At 71.6% G+C, this 19,569-nt stretch carries 20 protein-coding genes and 1 tRNA gene; 12 read left to right on the plus strand and 9 right to left on the minus strand.

Features of this window, described 5'->3' with window-relative positions; all coding sequences use genetic code 11:
• Positions 1-70 precede the first annotated feature (70 nt).
• Positions 71-955, minus strand: coding sequence for a hypothetical protein (locus QT381_RS09085; RefSeq protein ID WP_289248593.1), 885 nt, complete (start codon positions 953-955; stop codon positions 71-73).
• A 106-nt stretch (positions 956-1,061) separates the two neighbouring features.
• Here QT381_RS09085 and QT381_RS09090 point away from each other — a divergent pair, with 106 nt between their 5' ends.
• Entirely contained in the window at positions 1,062-2,246 is a 1,185-nt protein-coding gene (locus QT381_RS09090) for a GAF domain-containing protein (RefSeq protein WP_289248595.1), read from the plus strand.
• A 122-nt stretch (positions 2,247-2,368) separates the two neighbouring features.
• On the plus strand, positions 2,369-3,760 hold the full coding sequence (locus QT381_RS09095) for a S1C family serine protease (RefSeq protein WP_289248596.1): 1,392 nt from the start codon (positions 2,369-2,371) through the stop codon (positions 3,758-3,760).
• Between the two features lie 50 nt (positions 3,761-3,810).
• On the opposite strand, the gene QT381_RS09100 is transcribed toward QT381_RS09095, so the two are convergent.
• A complete protein-coding gene (locus tag QT381_RS09100) occupies positions 3,811-4,137 on the minus strand; it encodes an acylphosphatase (RefSeq protein WP_289248597.1) in 327 nt (108 codons plus the stop codon).
• A 101-nt stretch (positions 4,138-4,238) separates the two neighbouring features.
• Between QT381_RS09100 and QT381_RS09105 the strand changes: the two genes are divergently transcribed.
• On the plus strand, positions 4,239-5,093 hold the full coding sequence (locus QT381_RS09105; protein WP_289248598.1) for a Pr6Pr family membrane protein: 855 nt from the start codon (positions 4,239-4,241) through the stop codon (positions 5,091-5,093).
• A gap of 61 nt (positions 5,094-5,154) precedes the next feature.
• Entirely contained in the window at positions 5,155-5,889 is a 735-nt protein-coding gene (locus tag QT381_RS09110; protein WP_289248599.1) for a DarT ssDNA thymidine ADP-ribosyltransferase family protein, read from the plus strand.
• A gap of 19 nt (positions 5,890-5,908) precedes the next feature.
• Here the strand turns inward: QT381_RS09110 and QT381_RS09115 are convergent, their stop codons facing one another.
• The 5 genes from QT381_RS09115 to QT381_RS09135 form a co-directional block, all read right to left on the minus strand.
• On the minus strand, positions 5,909-6,139 hold the full coding sequence (locus QT381_RS09115) for a hypothetical protein (protein ID WP_289248600.1): 231 nt from the start codon (positions 6,137-6,139) through the stop codon (positions 5,909-5,911).
• Between the two features lie 124 nt (positions 6,140-6,263).
• Positions 6,264-6,857 (minus strand): GNAT family N-acetyltransferase, encoded by a 594-nt coding sequence (locus QT381_RS09120; protein WP_289248601.1) that lies wholly within the window; start codon positions 6,855-6,857, stop codon positions 6,264-6,266.
• Positions 6,858-6,919: 62 nt separating this feature from the next.
• Positions 6,920-7,204 carry a GNAT family N-acetyltransferase gene (locus QT381_RS09125; protein WP_289248602.1) on the minus strand — a complete coding sequence of 95 codons (285 nt, stop codon included), beginning with the start codon at positions 7,202-7,204 and terminating at the stop codon, positions 6,920-6,922.
• A gap of 75 nt (positions 7,205-7,279) precedes the next feature.
• The gene (locus QT381_RS09130; RefSeq protein ID WP_289248615.1) at positions 7,280-7,942 is read right to left on the minus strand and encodes a histidine phosphatase family protein; all 663 of its coding nucleotides are present in this window, start codon (positions 7,940-7,942) and stop codon (positions 7,280-7,282) included.
• Complete coding sequence (locus tag QT381_RS09135) at positions 7,942-8,430, minus strand: glutathione peroxidase (protein WP_289248603.1); 489 nt, start codon at positions 8,428-8,430, stop codon at positions 7,942-7,944. The genes QT381_RS09130 and QT381_RS09135 overlap by 1 nt, the downstream gene beginning before the upstream one ends.
• 140 nt (positions 8,431-8,570) lie before the next feature.
• Between QT381_RS09135 and QT381_RS09140 the strand changes: the two genes are divergently transcribed.
• Positions 8,571-9,485, plus strand: a complete 915-nt coding sequence (locus QT381_RS09140; protein WP_289248604.1) for a J domain-containing protein — start codon at positions 8,571-8,573, stop codon at positions 9,483-9,485.
• A gap of 39 nt (positions 9,486-9,524) precedes the next feature.
• Here QT381_RS09140 and QT381_RS09145 read toward each other — a convergent pair whose 3' ends face one another.
• Positions 9,525-10,415 carry a DUF2510 domain-containing protein gene (locus tag QT381_RS09145; RefSeq protein WP_289248606.1) on the minus strand — a complete coding sequence of 297 codons (891 nt, stop codon included), beginning with the start codon at positions 10,413-10,415 and terminating at the stop codon, positions 9,525-9,527.
• Positions 10,416-10,604: 189 nt separating this feature from the next.
• On the opposite strand from QT381_RS09145, the gene QT381_RS09150 reads away from it, so the two are divergent.
• A complete protein-coding gene (locus QT381_RS09150) occupies positions 10,605-11,270 on the plus strand; it encodes an endonuclease/exonuclease/phosphatase family protein (RefSeq protein WP_353889763.1) in 666 nt (221 codons plus the stop codon).
• A gap of 242 nt (positions 11,271-11,512) precedes the next feature.
• Positions 11,513-13,165, plus strand: coding sequence for a cytochrome bc1 complex cytochrome b subunit (gene qcrB, locus QT381_RS09155; RefSeq protein ID WP_289248607.1), 1,653 nt, complete (start codon positions 11,513-11,515; stop codon positions 13,163-13,165).
• Between the two features lie 60 nt (positions 13,166-13,225).
• Here qcrB and QT381_RS09160 read toward each other — a convergent pair.
• Positions 13,226-13,310: transfer RNA gene (locus tag QT381_RS09160), tRNA-Leu, on the minus strand.
• A 165-nt stretch (positions 13,311-13,475) separates the two neighbouring features.
• On the opposite strand from QT381_RS09160, the gene QT381_RS09165 reads away from it, so the two are divergent.
• The 5 genes from QT381_RS09165 to QT381_RS09185 form a co-directional block, all read left to right on the plus strand.
• Positions 13,476-14,801: a M20/M25/M40 family metallo-hydrolase gene (locus tag QT381_RS09165; protein WP_289248618.1), complete on the plus strand. Its 1,326-nt coding sequence runs from the start codon at positions 13,476-13,478 to the stop codon at positions 14,799-14,801.
• A gap of 33 nt (positions 14,802-14,834) precedes the next feature.
• Entirely contained in the window at positions 14,835-15,698 is an 864-nt protein-coding gene (locus QT381_RS09170) for an undecaprenyl-diphosphate phosphatase (RefSeq protein WP_289248608.1), read from the plus strand.
• A gap of 16 nt (positions 15,699-15,714) precedes the next feature.
• Positions 15,715-16,914, plus strand: coding sequence for a cysteine--1-D-myo-inosityl 2-amino-2-deoxy-alpha-D-glucopyranoside ligase (gene mshC / locus QT381_RS09175; protein WP_289248609.1), 1,200 nt, complete (start codon positions 15,715-15,717; stop codon positions 16,912-16,914).
• A 61-nt stretch (positions 16,915-16,975) separates the two neighbouring features.
• Entirely contained in the window at positions 16,976-17,320 is a 345-nt protein-coding gene (locus tag QT381_RS09180) for a hypothetical protein (RefSeq protein ID WP_289248610.1), read from the plus strand.
• 206 nt (positions 17,321-17,526) lie between these two features.
• On the plus strand, positions 17,527-19,569 hold a 2,043-nt coding region (locus tag QT381_RS09185), incomplete at its 3' end, for a DNRLRE domain-containing protein (RefSeq protein WP_289248611.1).

Genomic DNA, 19,569 nt, shown 5'->3' on the forward strand with positions numbered 1-19,569 from the left:
CCATCCGTTCGCCGCTAAGCCCGCCAAACGTGCGCGAATCTACCGCCAACGCGTGAGCCGGCGGCCCGGGCTAGAGCCCGAGGCGCTCGCGCTCCCGGTGCAGGAACGCCGCACCGGCCTCGTCGTGGATGAGCTCGCCCTCGGTCAGCACCGGGTAGGGCCGCTCGAGCACGCCGTCGGCCGGGCGCACGTCGACGTGCGCCACGTCGAGGCCGACCGCGTGCACCTGGTCGGCCATCAGGTAGTCGCTGCGCGAGTCGCCGACCGAGCGCCAGGTGCGGGGGAGCCCGCCGCGCACCCGTTCGATGTACTCGAGCGCGCGCTCGGCGCCCCGGTCCTTGTCGAGCAGGATCGACTCGATGTCGGTCGAGATGATCGTCGGATCGATGCGGAAGGGCACGTGACCGGCGGCATCCGCGCTCTCGCGATCGCCGTAACGGATGCCGATGCCGTGCCGTTCCAGCAGCGCGAACGCCGCGTCCTGGAACACCGGCTGCACGCCGAGGTACTCCTCCCGCGGGAGGTCGGTGCGCTGCTCGACGGAGATCATCGCGCGCTTCGTCTCGTCGAAGAACAGGGTCGCTGCGAAGTCGCGCTCGACGAGCCGGCGCATCTCGTCGCGCACGTCGTCCGGGAGGGCCACCGTGGCGTCGACGTGCACCCGGCCCAGTCCCTCGCTCGTGACGGTGGCCCACGCGGCGCCCTTCTCGACGACCGCGAACATGCTCGCGCCCTCGACGGCGAGCGCCGCCGCGAGCCCGCGCTCGAGCAGCGGCGTGATGACGACATCGCGCAGGAACGCGTCGGACCGCCCGGTGATGAACGCGATCGGCACTCCGCCGGCGGCGAGCGCGACGAGGTCGTCGGCGATGGACGGGATGGCGATGGACCGCGTCACGGGCGAGGCGATCGGCCCGTCGACGTCGAGCAGCAGTCCGAGATCGGGGGCGGTCATGAAGCGGCTTCCATCGCATCCACTCTCGCACAGCGCGCGGTGCGCCCCGAACGGGGTCCGCACCGCCAGAATGGTGAGATTCGCACCCGACCGCCAGGAGTCACGGATGTATCGCATCGCCCAGCCCGTGCTGCGGCTGCTGCTGTGGCGCCTGAACCGCGCGGTGGATGCGCTGCCCCGGCCCGTCGACTCGCCGCGGGCGCAGGCGCCGGGACCGGACCCCGACCACGTGCTGCTGTTCGGCAGCGGACCGGTGGTCGGCTACGGCGTGCTCAGCCACGACCTCGCACTGCCGGGCCAGCTCGCCCGCCAGCTCTCCGCCGCCACCGGGCGGGGAACGGATGTCGACGTCGCCGCCGACACGACCATCGTGATCGAGCGCGCCCTGCCCGCCCTGCGCGAGCTCGAGCTGTGGCGCTACGACGCGATCGTGCTGTGCATCGGGGCGAACAACTCCCTGCTGTTCACGCCGACGGCGGCGTGGCGCCGGTCGATGGAGCAGCTGCTCGAGCACCTCGACGAGACGGTGCCGACGAGCACCGGCATCTACGTCGTCGCGGTGCCGCCGCTCAGCTCGGTGAACGTCTCGGCCGGCGCCATGGGACGGCTCGCGGGTGCGCACGCCGACCGCCTGAACGCGGAGACCCGGCGTCTCGTCGCCCGCTACCCGCAGGTGACGTTCGTGCCGTTCTCGCCGCTCGTGAAGGCGGACTTCACGCGCTACCGCAGCGCGTCGACCTACCAGCAGTGGGCGAGCGTCATCGCGGCGCCCCTCATCCGTCAGCTGAACGCGAGCGATCCCGATCGCGAGCCGGAGCGCCCCGACGAGTCGTCGCGGCTGCGCGCGCTCGAGGCGTCGGGCATCGCCGGCTCGGGCTCGGAGGAGCGCTTCGCCCGCATCGCGGTGCTCGCCAACCAGCTGTTCGGCGCCGATCAGACGCTCATCTCGTTCGTGGATCGCGACCAGCTGTTCGTCAAGGCGTCCGCACGCCCCGAGCTCGTCTACTCGCCGGTCATCCCGCGCGCCGGCTCGTTCGCCGACTGGGCGATCCGGCGATCCTCGGTGTTCGTCGTCGAGGACGCGCTCGCCGATCCGCGGTTCGCGCAGTTCGAGTCGGTGACGAACGCCGAGGTGCGGCTGCGCTTCTACGCGGCGTACCCGATCCAGTCGTCCTTCGGCGAGCGCATCGGCGTCGTCAGCGTGCTCGCCCGCGAGCCCCGCACCTGGACGGACAGCGAGACGTCCCTGCTGCGCGATCTGGCGCTCATGGTGCAGCGCGAACTGGACTGAGTCCGTCATCCAGAACGGATACGGATGACGTCCAGACACCGTCAGGATTCTTCTTAGAAATATCACAAGCTCCGGTCGTTCCATTCTTCTGCGGCGCTGAGAACCGCAGAACGAGGAAGACGATGGACGAGGTCCGCGAGGGCGCCGGAGACGGCGCCGAGAACATCCCGGCGGGCGAGCCGGGCGAGACGCGCGAGCAGGCCGCGTCGGCCGCGTCGGGCGAGCATGCCGCGCCGCGCGAGCAGGCCGAGCAGGCCGAGCGGGCCGAGCAGGCCGAGCAGGCCGAGCAGGCCGCCGCCCCGGCGCCGCGCACCCGGACGCCGTGGTCGCGCCGCCGCATCGTGGTCGTGAGCGCCGCATCCGCCTTCGCGCTCGTCGCGACCGGCGCCGGCGTCGGGTCGGCCGCCACCCTCGCGGTCGCCCACACCTTCGACACCACGAACCCGAGCCCGTCCGCCGGCGGGGCGACCGGCACGCTGCCCGGCTCCGGCGCGCGTGGGTTCGACGGCGGTCAAGGCCTCGGCGGCGGGCAGGACTTCGGCGGCGGCACGGATGGCCGCGGCACGCAGAGCGGGCTCGGCACGCAGAACGGATCGGGCGCGACGACCGCGACGACCGCGCAGTCCGCGGGCGTCGTGCTCATCGACACCGACCTCGAGTACGGCCAGGGCGAGGCGGCCGGCACCGGCATCGTGCTGAGCTCCGACGGCGAGATCCTCACCAACAACCACGTGGTCGAGGGCTCGACCCAGATCACCGTCTCCGTGGCCACGACCGGCAAGCAGTACACCGCGCGGGTCGTCGGCACGGACGCGACCGACGACATCGCCGTGCTGCAGCTCGAGCACGCGTCCGGGCTCACGGTCGCGAGCATCGACGACGACGACGACCTCGGCGTCGGCGACGCGGTCACGGGCGTCGGCAACGCGGAGGGGCAGGGCTACCTGTCGGCCGCGGCGGGCCGGGTGACCGCCCTCGAGCAGCAGATCACGGTGAACGACGACCTCAGCGGCGCGGCGAAGACGCTCGACGGCCTCATCGAGACCGACGCGCCGATCGTGTCCGGCGACTCCGGCGGTCCGCTGCTCGATGCGGAGGGCGAGGTCGTCGGCATCGACACCGCGGCCTCGTCGAACTCGAGCGACCCGACCGGCTTCGCCATCCCCATCGACGACGCGCTCGGCGTCGCGAAGCGGATCGCGGCGGGCAGCACGAGCGGCGACATCCAGCTCGGCTACCCGGCGTTCCTCGGCGTCGAGCTCTCGCAGGCCGCGACGACCGTGGAGGGCGCCCCGGTCGCCGGCGTCGTCGACGGCACGGGCGCGGCGGATGCCGGCCTCACCACCGGCGACGTCATCACGGCGGTCGACGGCACGGCCATCGCCGACGGCACCGGCCTCTCGAGCGCCATCTCGGCGCACAAGCCGGGCGACACGGTGCGGATCTCGTGGGTCGACACGACCGGCACGAGCCGCACCGCCCCGATCGTGCTCACGCAGGGTCCCGCCGCGTGAGCACCGGGCGGGCGACCCGGAGCACCCCGTCGCCCGCCCATCCCGCGCGATCAGCCGATGATCGCGAGACCGCTCCCGTCGCCGCCGACGTCCTCCCGGCGCGACGGGAGCGGTCCGGTGTCCGCGCGCTCGTCGTCGGGCACCTCGCGCACGTCGACGGAGGCGACGGATGCCGCGGCCGGTCCGCGGTGCGCCCACGCGACGAAGGCGGCCACGGCATCCGTCGGCCCGGTCACCTCGGCGACGACGCTGCCGTCGTCCGCGTTGCGGATGTGCCCCGTCACGCCCAGCTCGCGGGCGCGCGCGGCGGCGGCGAACCGGTATCCGACGCCCTGCACCGTGCCCCGGACGGTCAGGCGGGTTGTGTGGCTATTCATCAGAAGTTCGACTCCGATCGTTCCGAACCGCGGCGGGTTCTCCCTAGAATGTGCATACGGGGTGGGTTTCGGGGTTCGCTCCGTGTTACGGGGGAAACACGGTGAACACGCGTCTGCTCTTCGGGGGCATCCGACTCGCGCTGGCGGCCTCGGGCGGCTACGCGCTCGTCGCGCGGTTCTTCTGGGCGGTCGGCATCGAGCACCTCGACGTCGGCAGCTACTTCGCCTATCTGACCATCCAGAGCAACATCCTCGCCGTGCTCGTCACCGCGATCGCGGGCGTCACCGCGCTCATCCGCGCCCAGGACCCGGCGTGGCTCACCCTGGTGCGCGCCGTCGTGCTCACCCTCACCGGCACGTCGGGCATCATCTTCCTCATCATGGTCGTGGTGTCGGCGTCGGTCATGCACGAGCCGATGCAGGTGCCGTGGAGCGACGTCGTGCTGCACTACGTGCTCCCGGTGTTCGCGGCGGGGGAGTGGCTGACCGCCCCCGGGCGCGGTCGTTCGCCGTGGCGCGCCGTGCCGGCGACGCTCGTGTTCGTCACGGGCTGGCTCGTCGTGACGGTCATCCGCGGCGCGATCGTGGACTGGTACCCGTACTTCTTCCTCGACCCGACCAAGGTCGCGAGCCTCGGCATCATCGTGGCGTTCTGCAGCGTGCCCCTCGTCGTGTTCCTCGGTCTCGGGGCGCTCGTGGTGTCGGCGACGCGCACGGATGCCGGCGAGCTGGCCGCCGCGATCGGCGCGCTCCCGGCGCGTGCCGGCGCCATCCCCGCCCTCCTCTCGGCCACGCCGGCCCGCGTGCACGCCGCGACCACCCGTGCGGTGCGGGTCGTCGCGCTCGGCGGGTCGCCCTCGCGCGCCGCGGCTCCGAACGGCGCCCTCGGACGCGTCGTGACGCTCGCGACACGACGCGCGGAGGCGTTCGCCCCGCCGATGACCGCCGCCGCCTGATCGGGCGCGCCGCCGCCGAGCGGTCGGCGCCGCACGCGCCGATCGCGTACGCTCGACGCTCGTGCCGGAATGCATCCACGGGCTCGAGTTCGACCTCTGTGACATCTGCTCGCCGTCCGCGAAGCCCGCTCCGGCACCGCGCGACGTGACGCCGGCCGTGCGGCGCGCCACCCCGCCGCGCACGGGATCCTCGCGCACGGCCGCGCCCGTGCTCGACCTGGCCCGCACCCGGGTGTTCCACATCACGCACGTCGACAACCTCATCGGCATCGCCGAGGAGGGCGCACTCGTCGCGGGAGCCGAACCGCTCCTCGACATCTCCGCCCCCGGGGTGCGCTCCGCGCGCGCCGCGCGCACGGCCGACGGCCGCGCGATCGCCGAGCACGTCGCCTTCCTCACCACGCTCGAGGCTCCGGTCTGGGTCGCCATCCGCTCCGGAGAGCCCGACCCGCGCCTCGCCCTGCCCGCGGGCGTCGTGCCGGGCGACTTCGTCATCCTCGCCGCGACCCTCGACGCGCTCGACGGATTCGTCGTCGCGGACGGCGACGCGGCGCATCCGCTCACCCGGTTCGCGAGCGGTCGCGAGGAACGCGCCCGGGCGCTGCGGTCCGTGACCGCGGATGCGACCGGTCGCGGGCTCGACGCCGAGGTGCTCGTGCCCGATCGGGTGCCGCTGGCCGCGATCGCCGTCGCGACCGTGGGCAGCGAGCGCACGAAGCGCGCAGCGACGGATGCGCTCGCCTCGGGCGGATTCCGCACCCGGGTGGCCATCCACCCGCCGTGGTTCCAGGCCTGACGGCGTCGCGCGGACCGGGTCAGAGCGCGGCGCCCGGGTGCCGCGCGTCAGGCCCGTCGGCGTCCTCGTCCGTCCCTTCGGCATCCGCCTGCACGGCGTCGGCCCTCTCGGTGACGACGTGGTCGGCGTCGCCGATCGCGTCGGCGGGCGCGGTGCCGAGCGTCGTGCGCGGTGCTCCCGTGCCCGCGTGGCGGGTCGTCGCACCGGCGTAGCGCAGGCGCTCCTCGGGGTGGTTCTCGATGTCGCTCATGCCTCCAGCGAACACCCGCTCGACACGGTCGCGCGGCACAGGGGGCGCATTCCGAGCGAGCACCCACGCGCGTTCCGAACGCGCGCGCGAATCGGCCCCAGCGCCCCGGAACCAGCGCCCGGGGTCAGCGCCCCGGGAATCGGGCCCCGGCGAGCTCGAGGCGCACCACGGCGCGACCGGTCGAGGGCCGGGCCACGACCTCGAACCCCTCGGCGAGGAACATCGAGAGCGTGCCGTGGTACAGGTTCGAGCTCGGGGTGCGGGCGCCCGGCTGCACCTCGACCGGGTAGGCCTCGAGCACTCGCGCGCCGCGCGCGCGGGTGTGCTCGACGGCGGCGCGGAGCAGCTCGCCCGCGAGGCCGCGCCGTCGCGAACCGGTGCGCACGACGAAGCACGTGACCGACCAGACGCCCGGGTCGTCGAAGGCGTCGACGCTGCCGCGGGCGGTGAGGCCGGTCGCGAGCCGCGGGTAGCAGCCCTTGCGCTCGACGCCGACCCAGCCCACGGGCTCGCCGTCGAGCCGCAGCACGAGGCCCGGGTCGTCGCCCTGCTGCTCGATCAGCCCGACGCGGCGCTCGTCGTCCGTCGAGCGCTCCCAGACCCTGTTGGGCTGCTTGAACCACTGGCACCAGCAGTGCGCCGCTCCACCGCGGTCGCCGAACACGGCGGCGATGTCGTCGAAGGGCACCCGCGACGCGGGCTCGATGCTCACGGTCATGCCGACACCCTACGGACCGCCCCCGTCACGGCGCGCGGCAGCGGGCGCGAGCGGGCCGGCCCTCAGCGCGTGAGCAGGCCCGCACGCTCCGGATGCGCGTCGAACCAGTCGGCGACGTACCAGCACATCGGCACGACGCGACGCGCGGACGACGCCTCGACGTCGTCCACCGCGAACCGCACGAGGTCGGCCGCGAGGCCGCGGCCGCGGTGCGACGGGCGCGTGAACGTGTGGGTGAACGAGATGGCTCCGTCGCGCAGTGCGTAGTCGAGCACCGAGACCACGTCGCCGCCCTCGAGCAGGGCGTAGCGGGAGTCGTCGGGCTGGTGGACGATCTCGATGCTCATGGCGTCATCCAACCGCGCGCGCCCGGCCGGGATTCCGCGCCGCCGCATCCGCTCGGCGAACGCACCGCAGGCGCGTCAGGCGCTCGCCGCCTCGCCGGTCGGATCGAGCGCCGTCTCGTCCTCGAGCGCGTGCCCGCCGACCGGGTCGCCCTGCCAGGTGAGGAGCGTCCAGCCCTCATCGGGCGAGCCCTCGAGCACCACGACGCCCGTGTTGCCGAGGTCGCGCTCGTAGAGGAACGAGGCATCGACGTTGCCGGAGCGCACGACCGACCACACCCGGATCGCCGCGCCGTGGCTCACGACGACGGCGACGCGGGAGCCCGAGTCCGCGATCGCGCGCACGTCCGCGTCGAAGCGCGCGAAGAACTCGTGACCGTCCTCGGCGCCCGGCATCCGCGCGTCCAGCTCGCCCGCGCCCCAGCGCGCCACGACGCCGACGTAGCCCTGGATCGCGTCCCGGCCGGTGCCTCCCTCGTAGACGCCCGCCTGCACCTCGTGCAGACCGGGACGCTCGACCGGCTCGATGCCCGTCGCGCGCGCGAGCGGCGCGGCCGTGAGGTGCGTGCGCACGAGGCGCGAGACCGAGATCGAGTCGACGGACTCCGCGGCGAGCGCCGCCGGCACCGCCGCGGCCTGCTCGACGCCGAGCCCGGTCAGGCCGGGGCCGGGGAACGAGGACTCGATGACCCCGGCGACGTTGGCGGGGGTCTGACCGTGCCGGACGAGGACGAGCCGCATCACGCGGCGGCCGGCAGAGCGGACTCGATGAGGTCGACGATCGCCGGATCGTCGGGCTCGACCGAGGGGCGGAATCGGTGCACGGCTCCGTCCGGCGTCACGACGAACTTCTCGAAGTTCCAGGTGACCCGCCCGGCCTTGCCCGCGGCGTCCGGCGTCTGCTTGAGCTGCTGGTACAGCGGATGCGCGGACCGGCCGTTGACCCGGATCCGGCCGAACATCGGGAACGTGACGCCCCACGTCGTCGAGCAGTACTGCTTGATGGCGTCCTCCGTCGACAGCTCCTGCAGGAACTGGTTGCTCGGGAAGCCGAGCACGGTGAGCCCGCGGTCGCCGTACCGCTGCTGCAGCGCCTCGAGCTTCGCGTACTGCGGAGCGAGCCCGCAGCGCGACGCCACGTTGACGATGAGCATCACCCCGCCCGCCCAGGGCGCGAGGGTGGTCTCGTCGCCGTCGATCGTGGTCACGGGGATGTCGGTGAGCGCCATGGCTCCACGGTACGCGCGCGGGCGGAGAGATCGCCGGGCGAGCGTGCACCGCGGCCTTCATACACTGGGGGGATGGGGGAGAAGCGCTGGCCGGGCCCGGTCCGGCTCCCGCGCCCCGGCGGCCGTCGCGGGAGCACCGGATGACCGACAGCCCGATGGCGGCCTCGCCCTACGAGGTGCTCGGCGTGCCCGCGAGCGCGACGATGGACGAGCTGCGCTCCGCGTACCGCACCCGGCTGCGGCAGACGCATCCGGACACCGGCGGTGACGCCTCGCGCTTCATCGCCGTGCAACTCGCCTGGGAGCGGGTCGGCACGCCCGAGGCCCGCGCGCGCTACGACCGGTCGAGCGGCCCCGCGGCCGACGGCGAGCGCGTCTCGTGGGCGCCCGCCGCCCCGGCGCCGCAGCGCGACTCCCGGCCGCGCGCGCGCACGCAGGGTCATCCGGGCGGCTGGCGCCGCGAGCGCTACCTGACGCTGCTGCGCGAGTGGGTCGGCCGCGGCGCGGAGATCCCGGACCCCTACGACCCGGTGCTCGTTCGCAGCGCGCCCCGCGAGATCCGGCACCTGCTCGCGGATGCCGTGGCCGAGGAGCGCACGGCGCGCACCCTCGCGGCCCTCGGCCTCGGGTTCACCGTCTGGCACGACGTCGCGGCGCCGACGAGCGACGAGAAGATCGACCACGTCGTGCTCGGCCCGTCGGGGCTGTGGGCGCTGCTCTCCGAGGACTACGGCGGCCCCGTCGAGGTGCGGCGCGGCGAGCTCGTCGGCGAGGCGCTGTCCGGCGAGCGACCGGTGGCCGAGCTCGCGACCCGCGCCCGTGCGCTCGGCCGTGCCGTGCGCGTGCGGTTCACCGCCCTCGCGGTCGTGCTCCCGGACGGCGCGCTCACCGCCTCGCCCGAGTCGCTCGGCCGCGTGCGCGGAACGGATGCCGTCGCCGTCGCCCAGTCCGACCTCGGCGCGCTGCTGCGCACCGGCGGCTCCGCGACGCCGATCGGCGGCACCGACCTGTTCGAGGTGCGCACCCGGCTGCAGGTCGGCATCCGTTTCGCGTGATCGCGGCAGCCCTGATCGCGGCGGGCCCGCGGCGGCGGCTCAGAACAGGTGCGTCGGGAACACCCAGTAGACGTAGTTCATGGTGAAGAGCCAGCCCACGATCGTGCCGGTGGAGACGAGCCAGACGACGAGCGGCAGCGCGCTCGATGACGACACGATCGCGGCTCGCGCGACCAGGTAGACCGGGGGCACGATCCCGAGCGCCGCCGGCACCCGGTCGCGGAAGCCGCGGGTCGTGAGACTGGCCTGGTCGAGTCCCGCGGTCACGGCGCTGGCGAGCGCGAGCACGCCGAGCGTCAGCCAGCCCAGGTACCAGGTGCCCTCGAACGCGCCGACCCGCATGAGCACGAGGATCGCGGCGAACGCGAGGATCGGCAGCAGCGCGAGCAGCCACACCTCACTCGTGAGCGGCGAGCCGGTGCGGCCGTCGTCCGCCTCGAGCTCGTCATCGCCGTCCTCGTCGTCGCGTCCGGGGGCCCGGCCGTCGACGGATGCGCCGTGCGGCACGTACCCGCCGAACTCCGCGTCGCGGCCGAGACGCGTTCCGGGGCGCGAGCGCGCCATCTCGGCGAGGCGGCCCGACGAGACGACGCGCGGGGACAGCTGGAGCGGTTGCTGCTGCGGCACCCCGACGGGCACCGGCGTCTGCTCGCGCACCGGTGTCTGCTCGCGCGGCGGCATCACCGTGGGGCGGATGGCCGGCGGCGCGGGCGGCATCGCCGGCACGGGCGGAACGGATGCGACGCTCGCGGGGGCGGGAGCGGCATCCGGATGCGGCGGCACGGTCGCGAACGGGAGCGCGGCCGGGGGCGGCGGCAGCTCCTGCACGTAGCCGGTCCAGGACGCGCCGTCCCACCAGCGCAGGCGGCCGGGGCGCTCGGGGTCGGCGAACCAACCAGCGACGCTGCTGGGATCGACATGCGGGGACATGTCCGACTCCTTCGTCTTTCGGGTTCGAAGAACTCTGGGCACACCGTACCGCGTGCTCCCGTTCCGGTCACTGACCCGTTCGCGGGCCATGTCCCTCGGGCGTCGCCCGTAGAATCGCTGGGACGGATCGGCAGTTCGGCGTAGCGTCGGCAGGGGAACGGAACGGCTATCAAGACCATCAGCTACAACCTGCGCAAGAACCACGCGAGCTCGGAGCTCACGGGGCTGGTCGAGTCGTACGATCCGGACGTGCTGTGCCTGCAGGAGGCGTTCGGGCCGGAGCTGCCGGAGACCATCGGGCACCTGCGTCTCGCCCACGCGACGAGCGCGAACCGCCTCGACCTCGCGGTGTACTACCGCGAGGAGCGGTTCGCCGACCACGAGTGCCGCACCGTCTCGCTCAAGCGCGGGCTGCACGACATGATCGCGGCGCCCGCCACCGAGCGTCTGGTGGGCGTGCGGATGCACGACCGGGTGCGCGACCGGGAGATCATCGTGGCGTCGTTCCATGCGGCGCCGCTCACCGCCATGAACTCGCTGCGACGCAACCAGATCGACGCGGCCCACGCGGCGCTGCGCGAGCTCGGCGAGGGACTGCCGACGCTCATGGTCGGCGACTACAACTACCCGCTGTTCCAGAAGCGCCTCTCGGCGCGCATCGGCCTCGGCGGATACGACCTCACGCGCAGCGACAAGCGCACCTACTCGCGCTACAAGGTGTTCCGCGGCCACTTCGACTTCGCGACGAGCTCGGGCATGGTGATCGAGAACATCGAGACGCTGCGCAAGGGCATCAGCGACCACCTGCCGATCCTCGTGACGGCGAGCCTCAAGGAGCGCGCCGCCGCCGCGTGACCCCGCCGCGCGCCGCCGATCAGTAGACGACGCTCCGAGTCACGAGTCACGAGTCACGAGTCGCGTTCCGCGAGCCGGTGCGCGCGCAGCTCGGCGACGTGGGCGCGCGTGACGCCGGAGTCCCGTCCGGGGACGACACCAGGCGTCGTGTGGGGCACCGCGGGCAGTCGGGCGGCAACCTCACGGTTCGGCCGCCTGCGTCGTCCTCTTGTTGAGGGCGAGGGCTTTCCGGGCCCCCGGTGATGGAAGGGGCGAGGTTGGCAGGCTCGGCGGGTCGAAGGACCCGGGTGACGGATCGGGTCGCCCGGTGGTTGGACGAGCGGACGCGGATCGGTGCGGTCGTCCGCGCCTGGCGGGACCGGGTGTTCCCGGATCACTGGTCCGTGCTGCTCGGGCAGGTGGTCGTGGCGAGTTTCGTCGTCTGCGCGCTCACGGGAGTGTTCCTGCTGTTCTTCTACGACTCGTCAACCACCCCCGTGCAGTACGACGGCCCCTACGCTCCGCTCCGAGAGGTTGAGATGTCACGGGCGCTGGAGTCGACGCTGGATCTCTCGTTCGAGATCCGTGGGGGCCTTTTGATGAGGCAGCTTCACCACTGGAGCGCGTCGCTGATGATCGCGGCGCTTCTGCTGCACATCCTGCGGGTGTTCTTCACCGGCGCGTCCCGCACGTCACGCGAACTGAACTGGCTGCTCCTGTTCGGCATTCTGTTCGCGAGCATGGCGGCGGGGCTCACCGGCCAGGTCTTGCCCGACGACATGCTCTCCGGCAGCAGCCTGGCCGTGCTCGACGGGATACTCGAAACGATCCCCGTCATGGGCACCTGGCTGTCGTTCCTCGTGTTCCAGGGGGAGTTCCCTGCCGGTGCGATCACCACGTTCTACCCGCTGCACATCGTCGTGATGCCAGCGATCATCGTGGTACTGATGGTCATGAACGGCATCCTCGCCGCCGTGCACAAGCCCCCGCAGTTCCCCGGCCCCGGCAGGACGGAGAGCAACGTCGTCGGGCGACCGTTCCGAGCCGCGGCGGTGAATAGCATCGGCCTCTTCCTCATCGTCTTCGGCGTGCTCACCGCGATCGCAGCGACCGTGACGGTGAACCCGATCTGGAACTATGGGCCGGCCGATCCGGGCAACGCATCCGCCGGTGGCGGGGCGCTCTGGTATCTCGCGTTCCTCGACGGCGCGCAGCGCCTTGTCCCTCCCGGCTGGGAGTTCGTGTGGCTCGATCGGACGTGGACGCTAGCGATCCTGGTGCCGGTCGGCGTATGCGCCCTGTTCCTGGTCACGGCGATGATCTACCCGTTCATCGAAGGCTGGATCACCGGCGACCGACGCGAACACCACCTCCTGACACGCCCGCGCGACGCCCCGACCCGCACTGGCATCGGCGTCGCGGGGATCGTGTTCTACGGGGTGCTGTGGGCAGCCGCGGGCAGCGACCTCATCGCGCTGCACTTCTCCCTCAGCACCGACGGGATCGTGCTCACCCTCCAGCTCGCCCTCCTCCTCGGCCCCGCGGCCGGGTTGATCCTGACCAAGCGCATCTGCCTCGGCCTGCAACGCAAGGATCGCGAGATCGTCCTCCACGGACACAAGACCGGCAGGATCGTACGTCTCCCCGACGGCGAGTACGTCGAGGTCCACGAACCCGTCAACGCCTACGAACGGTGGCGGCTCATCGACCACGACAGCTATGAGCCGCTCGTGCTCCGACCCGATGAGGCCGGCCGCATCCGCCTCCGGGACCGCGCGAGAGCGACACTGTCCCGATGGTTCTTCCAGGACCGCATCCTCCCGATCACCGCCTCGGAGCTGCGCACCGCGTCGAATCCACGACAGCCACGTCACCGCGACGATGCGAGGACGCGTGCCCCACATCTCGCCCCATGACAACGAAGCAGCCCCTCACCCTGGACATAAAATCCCTGGTGAGGGGCTGCTTCTGTTCTGTGCGCGAGGGGGGACTTGAACCCCCACGCCCTATACGGGCACTAGCACCTCAAGCTAGCGCGTCTGCCATTTCCGCCACCCGCGCGCAACCGTGATCCCGCGCGTCTCCACCCGGGCACGAGAAACGACTGTAGCACCTCGCGACGCCCGCGATGACACGCTCGGGCACCGCATCCGTCGCGCCGGGGGAGAACGCGTCGGCGACCCCCGTTAGCGTGGAGGCATGAGTGCGCCCGAGACCCCTTCGCCCATGCCCGCCGACCTCGCCGGGGAAGGGGCGGACGGCCCGCTCGAGGCGACGGCGCGGATCGCTCGCGACCTCATCCGCTTCGACACGACGAACTGGGGCGAGGGGCGCGCGAACGGCGAGACCGAGGCCGCCGAGTACCTCGGCGGACTGCTCGCCCGGCTCGGCGCGACACCCGAGTACGTCGACGCGGCGCCGACCCGCACGAGCGTCGTCGCGCGGTTCCCGGGCCGCGACCGGGACAAGCCCGCGCTCGTGCTGCACGGGCACACGGATGTCGTCCCGGCCGATCCCGCGAACTGGAGCGTCGATCCGTTCGAGGGCGTCGTGCGCGACGGACTGCTCTGGGGACGCGGCGCCGTCGACATGAAGGACATGGACGCGATGATCGTCACCGCGCTGCAGGACGTCATCGGGGCGGGGGAGCGGCCGGCCCGCGACCTCGTCGTGGCGTTCTTCAGCGACGAGGAGAACGGGGGCGTCTACGGCTCGCAGCACCTCGTGCGCGAGCGTCCCGACCTGTTCGCGGGCGCGACGGAGGCGATCAGCGAGGTGGGCGGCTGGAGCGCCACGGTCGGCGGCCGCCGCGCCTACCTGCTGCAGACCGGCGAGAAGGCGCTGCTCTGGGTGCGGCTGCGCGCCCGCGGCACCGCGTCGCACGGGTCGCGCCTGATGCGCGACAACGCCGTGACGAAGCTCGCCGAGGCGGTCGCGCGCATCGGCCGCCAGGAGTGGCCCGTGCGGCTCACCGACACGACCCGTGCTCTCGTCACCGAGCTCGCGCGACTGCTCGGCGTCGACCCCGAGGTCGTCGGCGCGGACGACGTGGTGCTGCGCACCGGGTCGCCCGCGGGCTTCATCCAGGCCACGCTGCGCACCACGACGAACCCGACGATGCTCACGGCCGGGTACAAGCACAACGTGATCCCCGACTCGGCGGAGGCGCGCGTCGACATCCGCCCGCTGCCGGGCGAGGAGGATGCCGTGCTCGCCCAGGTGCGCGAGCTCGCCGGCCCGGACATCGAGGTCGAGGTGATGGAGCACGGCATCGGGCTCGACACGCCGTTCGAGGGCGCGCTCGTCGACGAGATGATCGCTCGGCTGCGGGCGCACGACCCGGGCGCCGAGGTGCTGCCCTACCTGATGAGCGGCGGCACCGACAACAAGTACCTCTCGAAGCTCGGCATCACCGGGTACGGATTCGCGCCGCTGCAGCTCCCGCCCGATCTCGATTTCCCGGGCATGTTCCATGGCGTTGACGAGCGCGTGCCGCTCGATGCCCTAACCTTCGGTAGGCGGGTTCTCGCCGATCTGATCCGCGAATACTGACGCACGTACCGATCCACGCTGGGGGGCGCATCCGTGGGCTATCTCGAGGCGGTGATCCTCGGCCTCGTGCAGGGGCTCACCGAGTTCCTGCCGATCTCGTCGAGCGCGCACCTGCGCATCGTCGGCGAGCTGCTGCACGTCGGGCCGGGCAACGGCGACCCGGGGGCGCGGTTCACCGCGATCATCCAGCTCGGCACCGAGCTCGCGGTGCTCGTCTACTTCTTCGGCGACATCGTGCACATCATCGCGTCGTGGTTCAAGGGGCTGTTCCGGCGGCTGCCGCAGAGCGACCCCGACGTGCGGATGGGCTGGTTCGTGATCGTCGGATCGATCCCGATCGTCGTGCTCGGTCTGCTGTTCCAGGACCAGATCGAGACCGTGTTCCGGTCGCTCTGGATCGTCGCCACGACGCTCATCGTGTTCGGCATCCTGCTGGGCATCGCGGATGCCGTGGGCAGCAGCGAGCGCCGCGTGCGCGACCTGACCTGGCCGCACGCGATCCTCTACGGGCTCGCCCAGGCGCTCGCGCTCGTGCCCGGCGTGTCCCGCTCGGGCGGCACCATCACGATGGGCCGCTTCCTCGGCTACGACCGCGCCGCCGCGACCCGGTTCTCGTTCCTGCTCGCACTGCCCGCAGTGTTCGGCTCCGGGCTCTACGAGCTGTACAAGTCGATCAAGGAGCCGTGCGTCGCGGGCATGACGACGTGCACGCCCGAGGTGTTCGACGGGGCGCAGACCGCGGTCGCGACGGTCGTCGCGGGCATCGTCGGCTTCGTCGTCATCGCGTTCCTCATGCGGTACATCTCGAAGCGTTCCTACCTGCCGTTCGTGATTTACCGCGTCGTCATCGGCGTCGTGCTCGTCGTGCTGCTGACCACGGGCGTCATCGCCGCCTGATGCCCGGGGCACGCGCGTGAGATCCTGGCCCGCGCCGAGAGTGCCCCGGCTGCCGGGACGCGGGACGCTCCCGCGCGTGCACGACACCGCGACCGGCGCGCTCGTCGAGGTCGGCACGACGGATGCCGCGAGCCTCTACGTGTGCGGCATCACCCCGTACGACGCCACCCACCTCGGCCACGCCGCGACCTACCTCGCGTTCGACACGCTGCACCGGCTCTGGCTCGACGCGGGCGCGACCGTCACGTTCGTCGAGAACACGACCGACGTCGACGACCCGCTGCTCGAGCGGGCCGCGGCGACGGGGGAGCCGTGGCGCGAGCTCGCCGCGCGCGAGACGCAGGCGTTCCGCGACGACATGATCACGCTCGGCATCCTCCCGCCCGCCCACTACGTCGCGGTGACCGAGGTGGTCGACGAGATCGCGGCGGCCGTGGCATCCCTCCTCGCGCGCGGCGCGGCGTACCGCCTCGGGGGCGATGTCTACTTCGACGGTGCGAGTGCGACATCCGCACCCGGCTCGGCCGGACTGTGGCGCCTCGGCGACGTGAGCGGCCTCGATCGGGCGGAGATGCTCGCCCTGTCCGCCGAGCGCGGCGGCGATCCGGAGCGCCCCGGCAAGCGCGACCCGCTCGATCCGGTGCTCTGGCGCGGGGCGCGCGACGGCGAGCCGTCGTGGCCGAGCGTGATCGGGGCCGGTCGCCCCGGCTGGCACATCGAGTGCTCGGTCATCGCGCGCCGCGCGGGCCTGCCGCTCTCCGTCGTCGGCGGCGGTCGCGACCTGACGTTCCCGCATCACGAGTACAGCGCCGGGCACACCGCGGCGCTCGATCGGGTGCACTACGCGCGCGCCTACGTGCACGCGGGGCTCGTGAGCTACGCGGGGCAGAAGATGAGCAAGTCGCTCGGCAACCTCGTGCTCGTCTCGCCCCTGGTCGACGCGGGGCACGAGCCCGCGGCGATCCGGCTCGCACTGCTCGCGGGGCACTACCGGTGGGATCGGGAGTGGACGGATGCCGTGCTCGCCACCGCGGAGCGGCGCCTGGCCCGGTGGCGCGCGACACCGCTGGGCGTCGGCGACGCGGGCGTCACGGAGCTGCGCGCGATCCTCGCCGAAGATCTCGACACCCCGGGCGCGATCGCCTTCCTCGACGCGGCGCCGTGGACCCGCGGACTCGCCGAGGCGGTCGACGCACTGCTCGGCATCCGGCTCTGAGCTCGCTGGCATTTCGCCGCGTCCGGTCGAGCACGAGAGCCTCCCGTCGCACGCTGGAGCCATGACCGTGAAGCTCAACAAGGACGGCGTCGCGCACGCCGAGAAGCTCATCAGGGCGGGCCGCGTGGTGCGCGACGAGCGCGACGACTGGAGCGAGGACTCCCTCGCCGCGAAGGACGAGACGGCGTGGCTCGAGAAGCACGGCTGGGAGGAGTTCGCGGCCTGGCACCTCGGCATCGACACCGACGCGAACGAGGAGACCAAGGCACGCTACGAGTTCCCGGTCGGCGACTACCATCGCGTGCACCGCTGCGCGATCATCTCGATGGAGTCGCGGGCGGCGCAGTACGACCACGACGACATCGCGAAGGCGGCGAAGCACCTGCTCGAGCTCATCGACGCCTGAGCAGAGCCGTCGCCCCGCAGTACGCGAGCCGCGTCCGGTCGTGGGCTGAGCCGTGCCCGAGGCGGGCGTGCCCGAACATCCCGGCGTTGCCCTCATTCGAGGGGTAGTGAACTTCTCTAGGCATTCATAGGATGAATGCGATCATCTGTCACCGCCCCGCCTCGGGGGAGAGGTGCGATCGGCAGATCCGGGGTTGGGGGCTTCGCGTGGCACTGCGCTTTGTCGGATCGTTCGACCGTCCGGGTCCGCCGGCGATTGCCACGGTGGCGATCGTCAGTTTGGTCGCGTCATTCCTCACGTCAGCGCCGCTCGGCGCATCTGCTGTGTCACCGAGCCCCACCGCCGTGTCACCGAGCGATACCGCGACGCAATCGTCGTCGGACGAGGGGGGCGACACGTCGGCTGATGCCGTTGCGGACGACTATGCCTCCGCGCGAGCGAATGCCGCTGGTACGGGGCATCGTGTCGAGATTCTGTCGGAGCGCACGGAGACCACGCAGCTCTTTGTGGACCCGGATGGGACCCTGACGCGTCCTGAGGCCGCTGCTCCGGTTCGTGTGCGCGACGATACCGGTCCTGACGGGTGGCGGGACATCGATCTCACGCTGGTGTCGACGGCGGGCGGCGGCATTGTGCCGGTGTCGCCGTACGTTCCGACGACGATTTCCGCGGGCGACGACGCGGAGCTCGTCTCGGTTGGCGTGGATGACGGCGAGGTCGCTCTGAGTTACGGCGCGCCGCTACCGGTGCCGACTCTGTCGGGCGACACGGCGACGTATGCCGATGTGGAGCCGGGGATCGATCTGCAGGTGAAGGCGACCCGCTTCGGTGCGGAACAGTTCTTCGTCATCAAGGAGCGACCCGTCGATGATGTAGTGCTGTCGTTGGATGTGTCGTCGGAGGACCTCACGCTCGAGGATCCGGACGCGGCCGACGATTCGGGCATGGTCGTGCTCGACACCTCGGGTGACGTTGCGGCCACGATCAGTCCGGCGACGTCATGGGACGCTTCGGCAGGGGTGTCGGGAGCGGATTTTGTTGTTTCGGACATGACGTTGTCCGAGGACGGGGACTCGATCGCGATCACGCCGGACCCGGACTGGCTGTCGGATCCGGAAACGAAGTATCCGGTCGTAATCGATCCGAGCATCACTGTCTCCGGCTCGGCCGCCACGAGCGACACGTTCGTCCGCAGCGATTTCCCAACGACTACGTACGGGGGCAATTCTGAGCTGCAGGTGGGGACCTACAACGCCGGCACGTCGAAGGCGCGCTCGTTCATCACTTTCGACACGGTGCAGAACAACAATTCGATTGCTGGTTCGATTGTCAGTTCTGCGACCCTGAAGTTGTATGAGACGTGGTCCTACAGCTGCACCGCCAGCTCGATAACGGTGCACCGTGCTGCGTCCGCCACCCTGTCGGCGGCGACCTGGGACAATCAGCCGAACACGACGGACAACAACAAGACATCGATCAGCACGGCGAAGGGCTACTCGAGTAGTTGCGCTGCGGGATGGATCCAGTTCGATGTCACCGCGATCACGCAGGGATGGGCGAACGGCAACGACACGCATCCGCATTTCGGGCTCACAGCCTCCGAAACGTCTTCTACGGGGTGGAAGAAGTTCTCGTCGTCCGAGGGCGACCATCCGCCGGTTCTGGTGGTCACGTTCAACCACGCCCCCGACACGCCGACGATCTCATTCAGCAACACATCGATTCGGGGAGAGGTCGATGTCATTGATGGCTACTGGACGACGATCACCGGCAGCCCGTGGGTCTTTGCGAAGACGAACGACGTCGATGGCAACACTTCAGGGTTCGAGATTCAGGTGCACAGTTCGACCGCCGGAACCGGCGCATCGTTGGTGACGTCGTGCGCCACAGCATGGGTGCCCTCGGGTGACTGGGCCGGGTGCCAGGTGTTTGGTCTGCCCGACAACTCGAAGTATTACATTCGGGCCGAAGCTTATCAGACTGTAGCGGATGGCCCATTCTCAGATTGGAGCACGCTGGGGAACGGCGTGCGCTTCGACACGGCCTACGGGCTGCCGCCGACGCCGACGATCAGCTGGTGCAGCTTGGTCAACGGGGCCTGGGCCAGTACGCCGATCCAGCCGACCAAGTGCACGTTCTCGCTGGACGGTGCGGGCGGGACCAACGCACCGACAGCTGTTCACATGCAGTTCGACGATGGGTCAGTCGATACCAGACCAATTAGTCGAGGCAGCGCGTGGGCGCTCACG

The organism is Galbitalea sp. SE-J8 (genome assembly GCF_030345695.1).
Lineage (GTDB): Bacteria > Actinomycetota > Actinomycetes > Actinomycetales > Microbacteriaceae > JAUASV01.

Coding starts and splice junctions, on each gene's coding strand:
- QT381_RS09130 (WP_289248615.1), bottom strand. CDS start 7,942: ATGCGGCTCGTCCTCGTCCGGCACGGTCAGACCCCCGCCAACGTCGCC.
- QT381_RS09095 (WP_289248596.1), top strand. CDS start 2,369: ATGGACGAGGTCCGCGAGGGCGCCGGAGACGGCGCCGAGAACATCCCG.
- QT381_RS09165 (WP_289248618.1), top strand. CDS start 13,476: ATGCCCGCCGACCTCGCCGGGGAAGGGGCGGACGGCCCGCTCGAGGCG.
- QT381_RS09100 (WP_289248597.1), bottom strand. CDS start 4,137: ATGAATAGCCACACAACCCGCCTGACCGTCCGGGGCACGGTGCAGGGC.
- QT381_RS09090 (WP_289248595.1), top strand. CDS start 1,062: ATGTATCGCATCGCCCAGCCCGTGCTGCGGCTGCTGCTGTGGCGCCTG.
- QT381_RS09125 (WP_289248602.1), bottom strand. CDS start 7,204: ATGAGCATCGAGATCGTCCACCAGCCCGACGACTCCCGCTACGCCCTG.
- QT381_RS09145 (WP_289248606.1), bottom strand. CDS start 10,415: ATGTCCCCGCATGTCGATCCCAGCAGCGTCGCTGGTTGGTTCGCCGAC.
- QT381_RS09140 (WP_289248604.1), top strand. CDS start 8,571: ATGACCGACAGCCCGATGGCGGCCTCGCCCTACGAGGTGCTCGGCGTG.
- QT381_RS09085 (WP_289248593.1), bottom strand. CDS start 955: ATGACCGCCCCCGATCTCGGACTGCTGCTCGACGTCGACGGGCCGATC.
- QT381_RS09180 (WP_289248610.1), top strand. CDS start 16,976: ATGACCGTGAAGCTCAACAAGGACGGCGTCGCGCACGCCGAGAAGCTC.
- QT381_RS09120 (WP_289248601.1), bottom strand. CDS start 6,857: ATGACCGTGAGCATCGAGCCCGCGTCGCGGGTGCCCTTCGACGACATC.
- qcrB (WP_289248607.1), top strand. CDS start 11,513: ATGGAAGGGGCGAGGTTGGCAGGCTCGGCGGGTCGAAGGACCCGGGTG.
- QT381_RS09135 (WP_289248603.1), bottom strand. CDS start 8,430: ATGGCGCTCACCGACATCCCCGTGACCACGATCGACGGCGACGAGACC.
- QT381_RS09115 (WP_289248600.1), bottom strand. CDS start 6,139: ATGAGCGACATCGAGAACCACCCCGAGGAGCGCCTGCGCTACGCCGGT.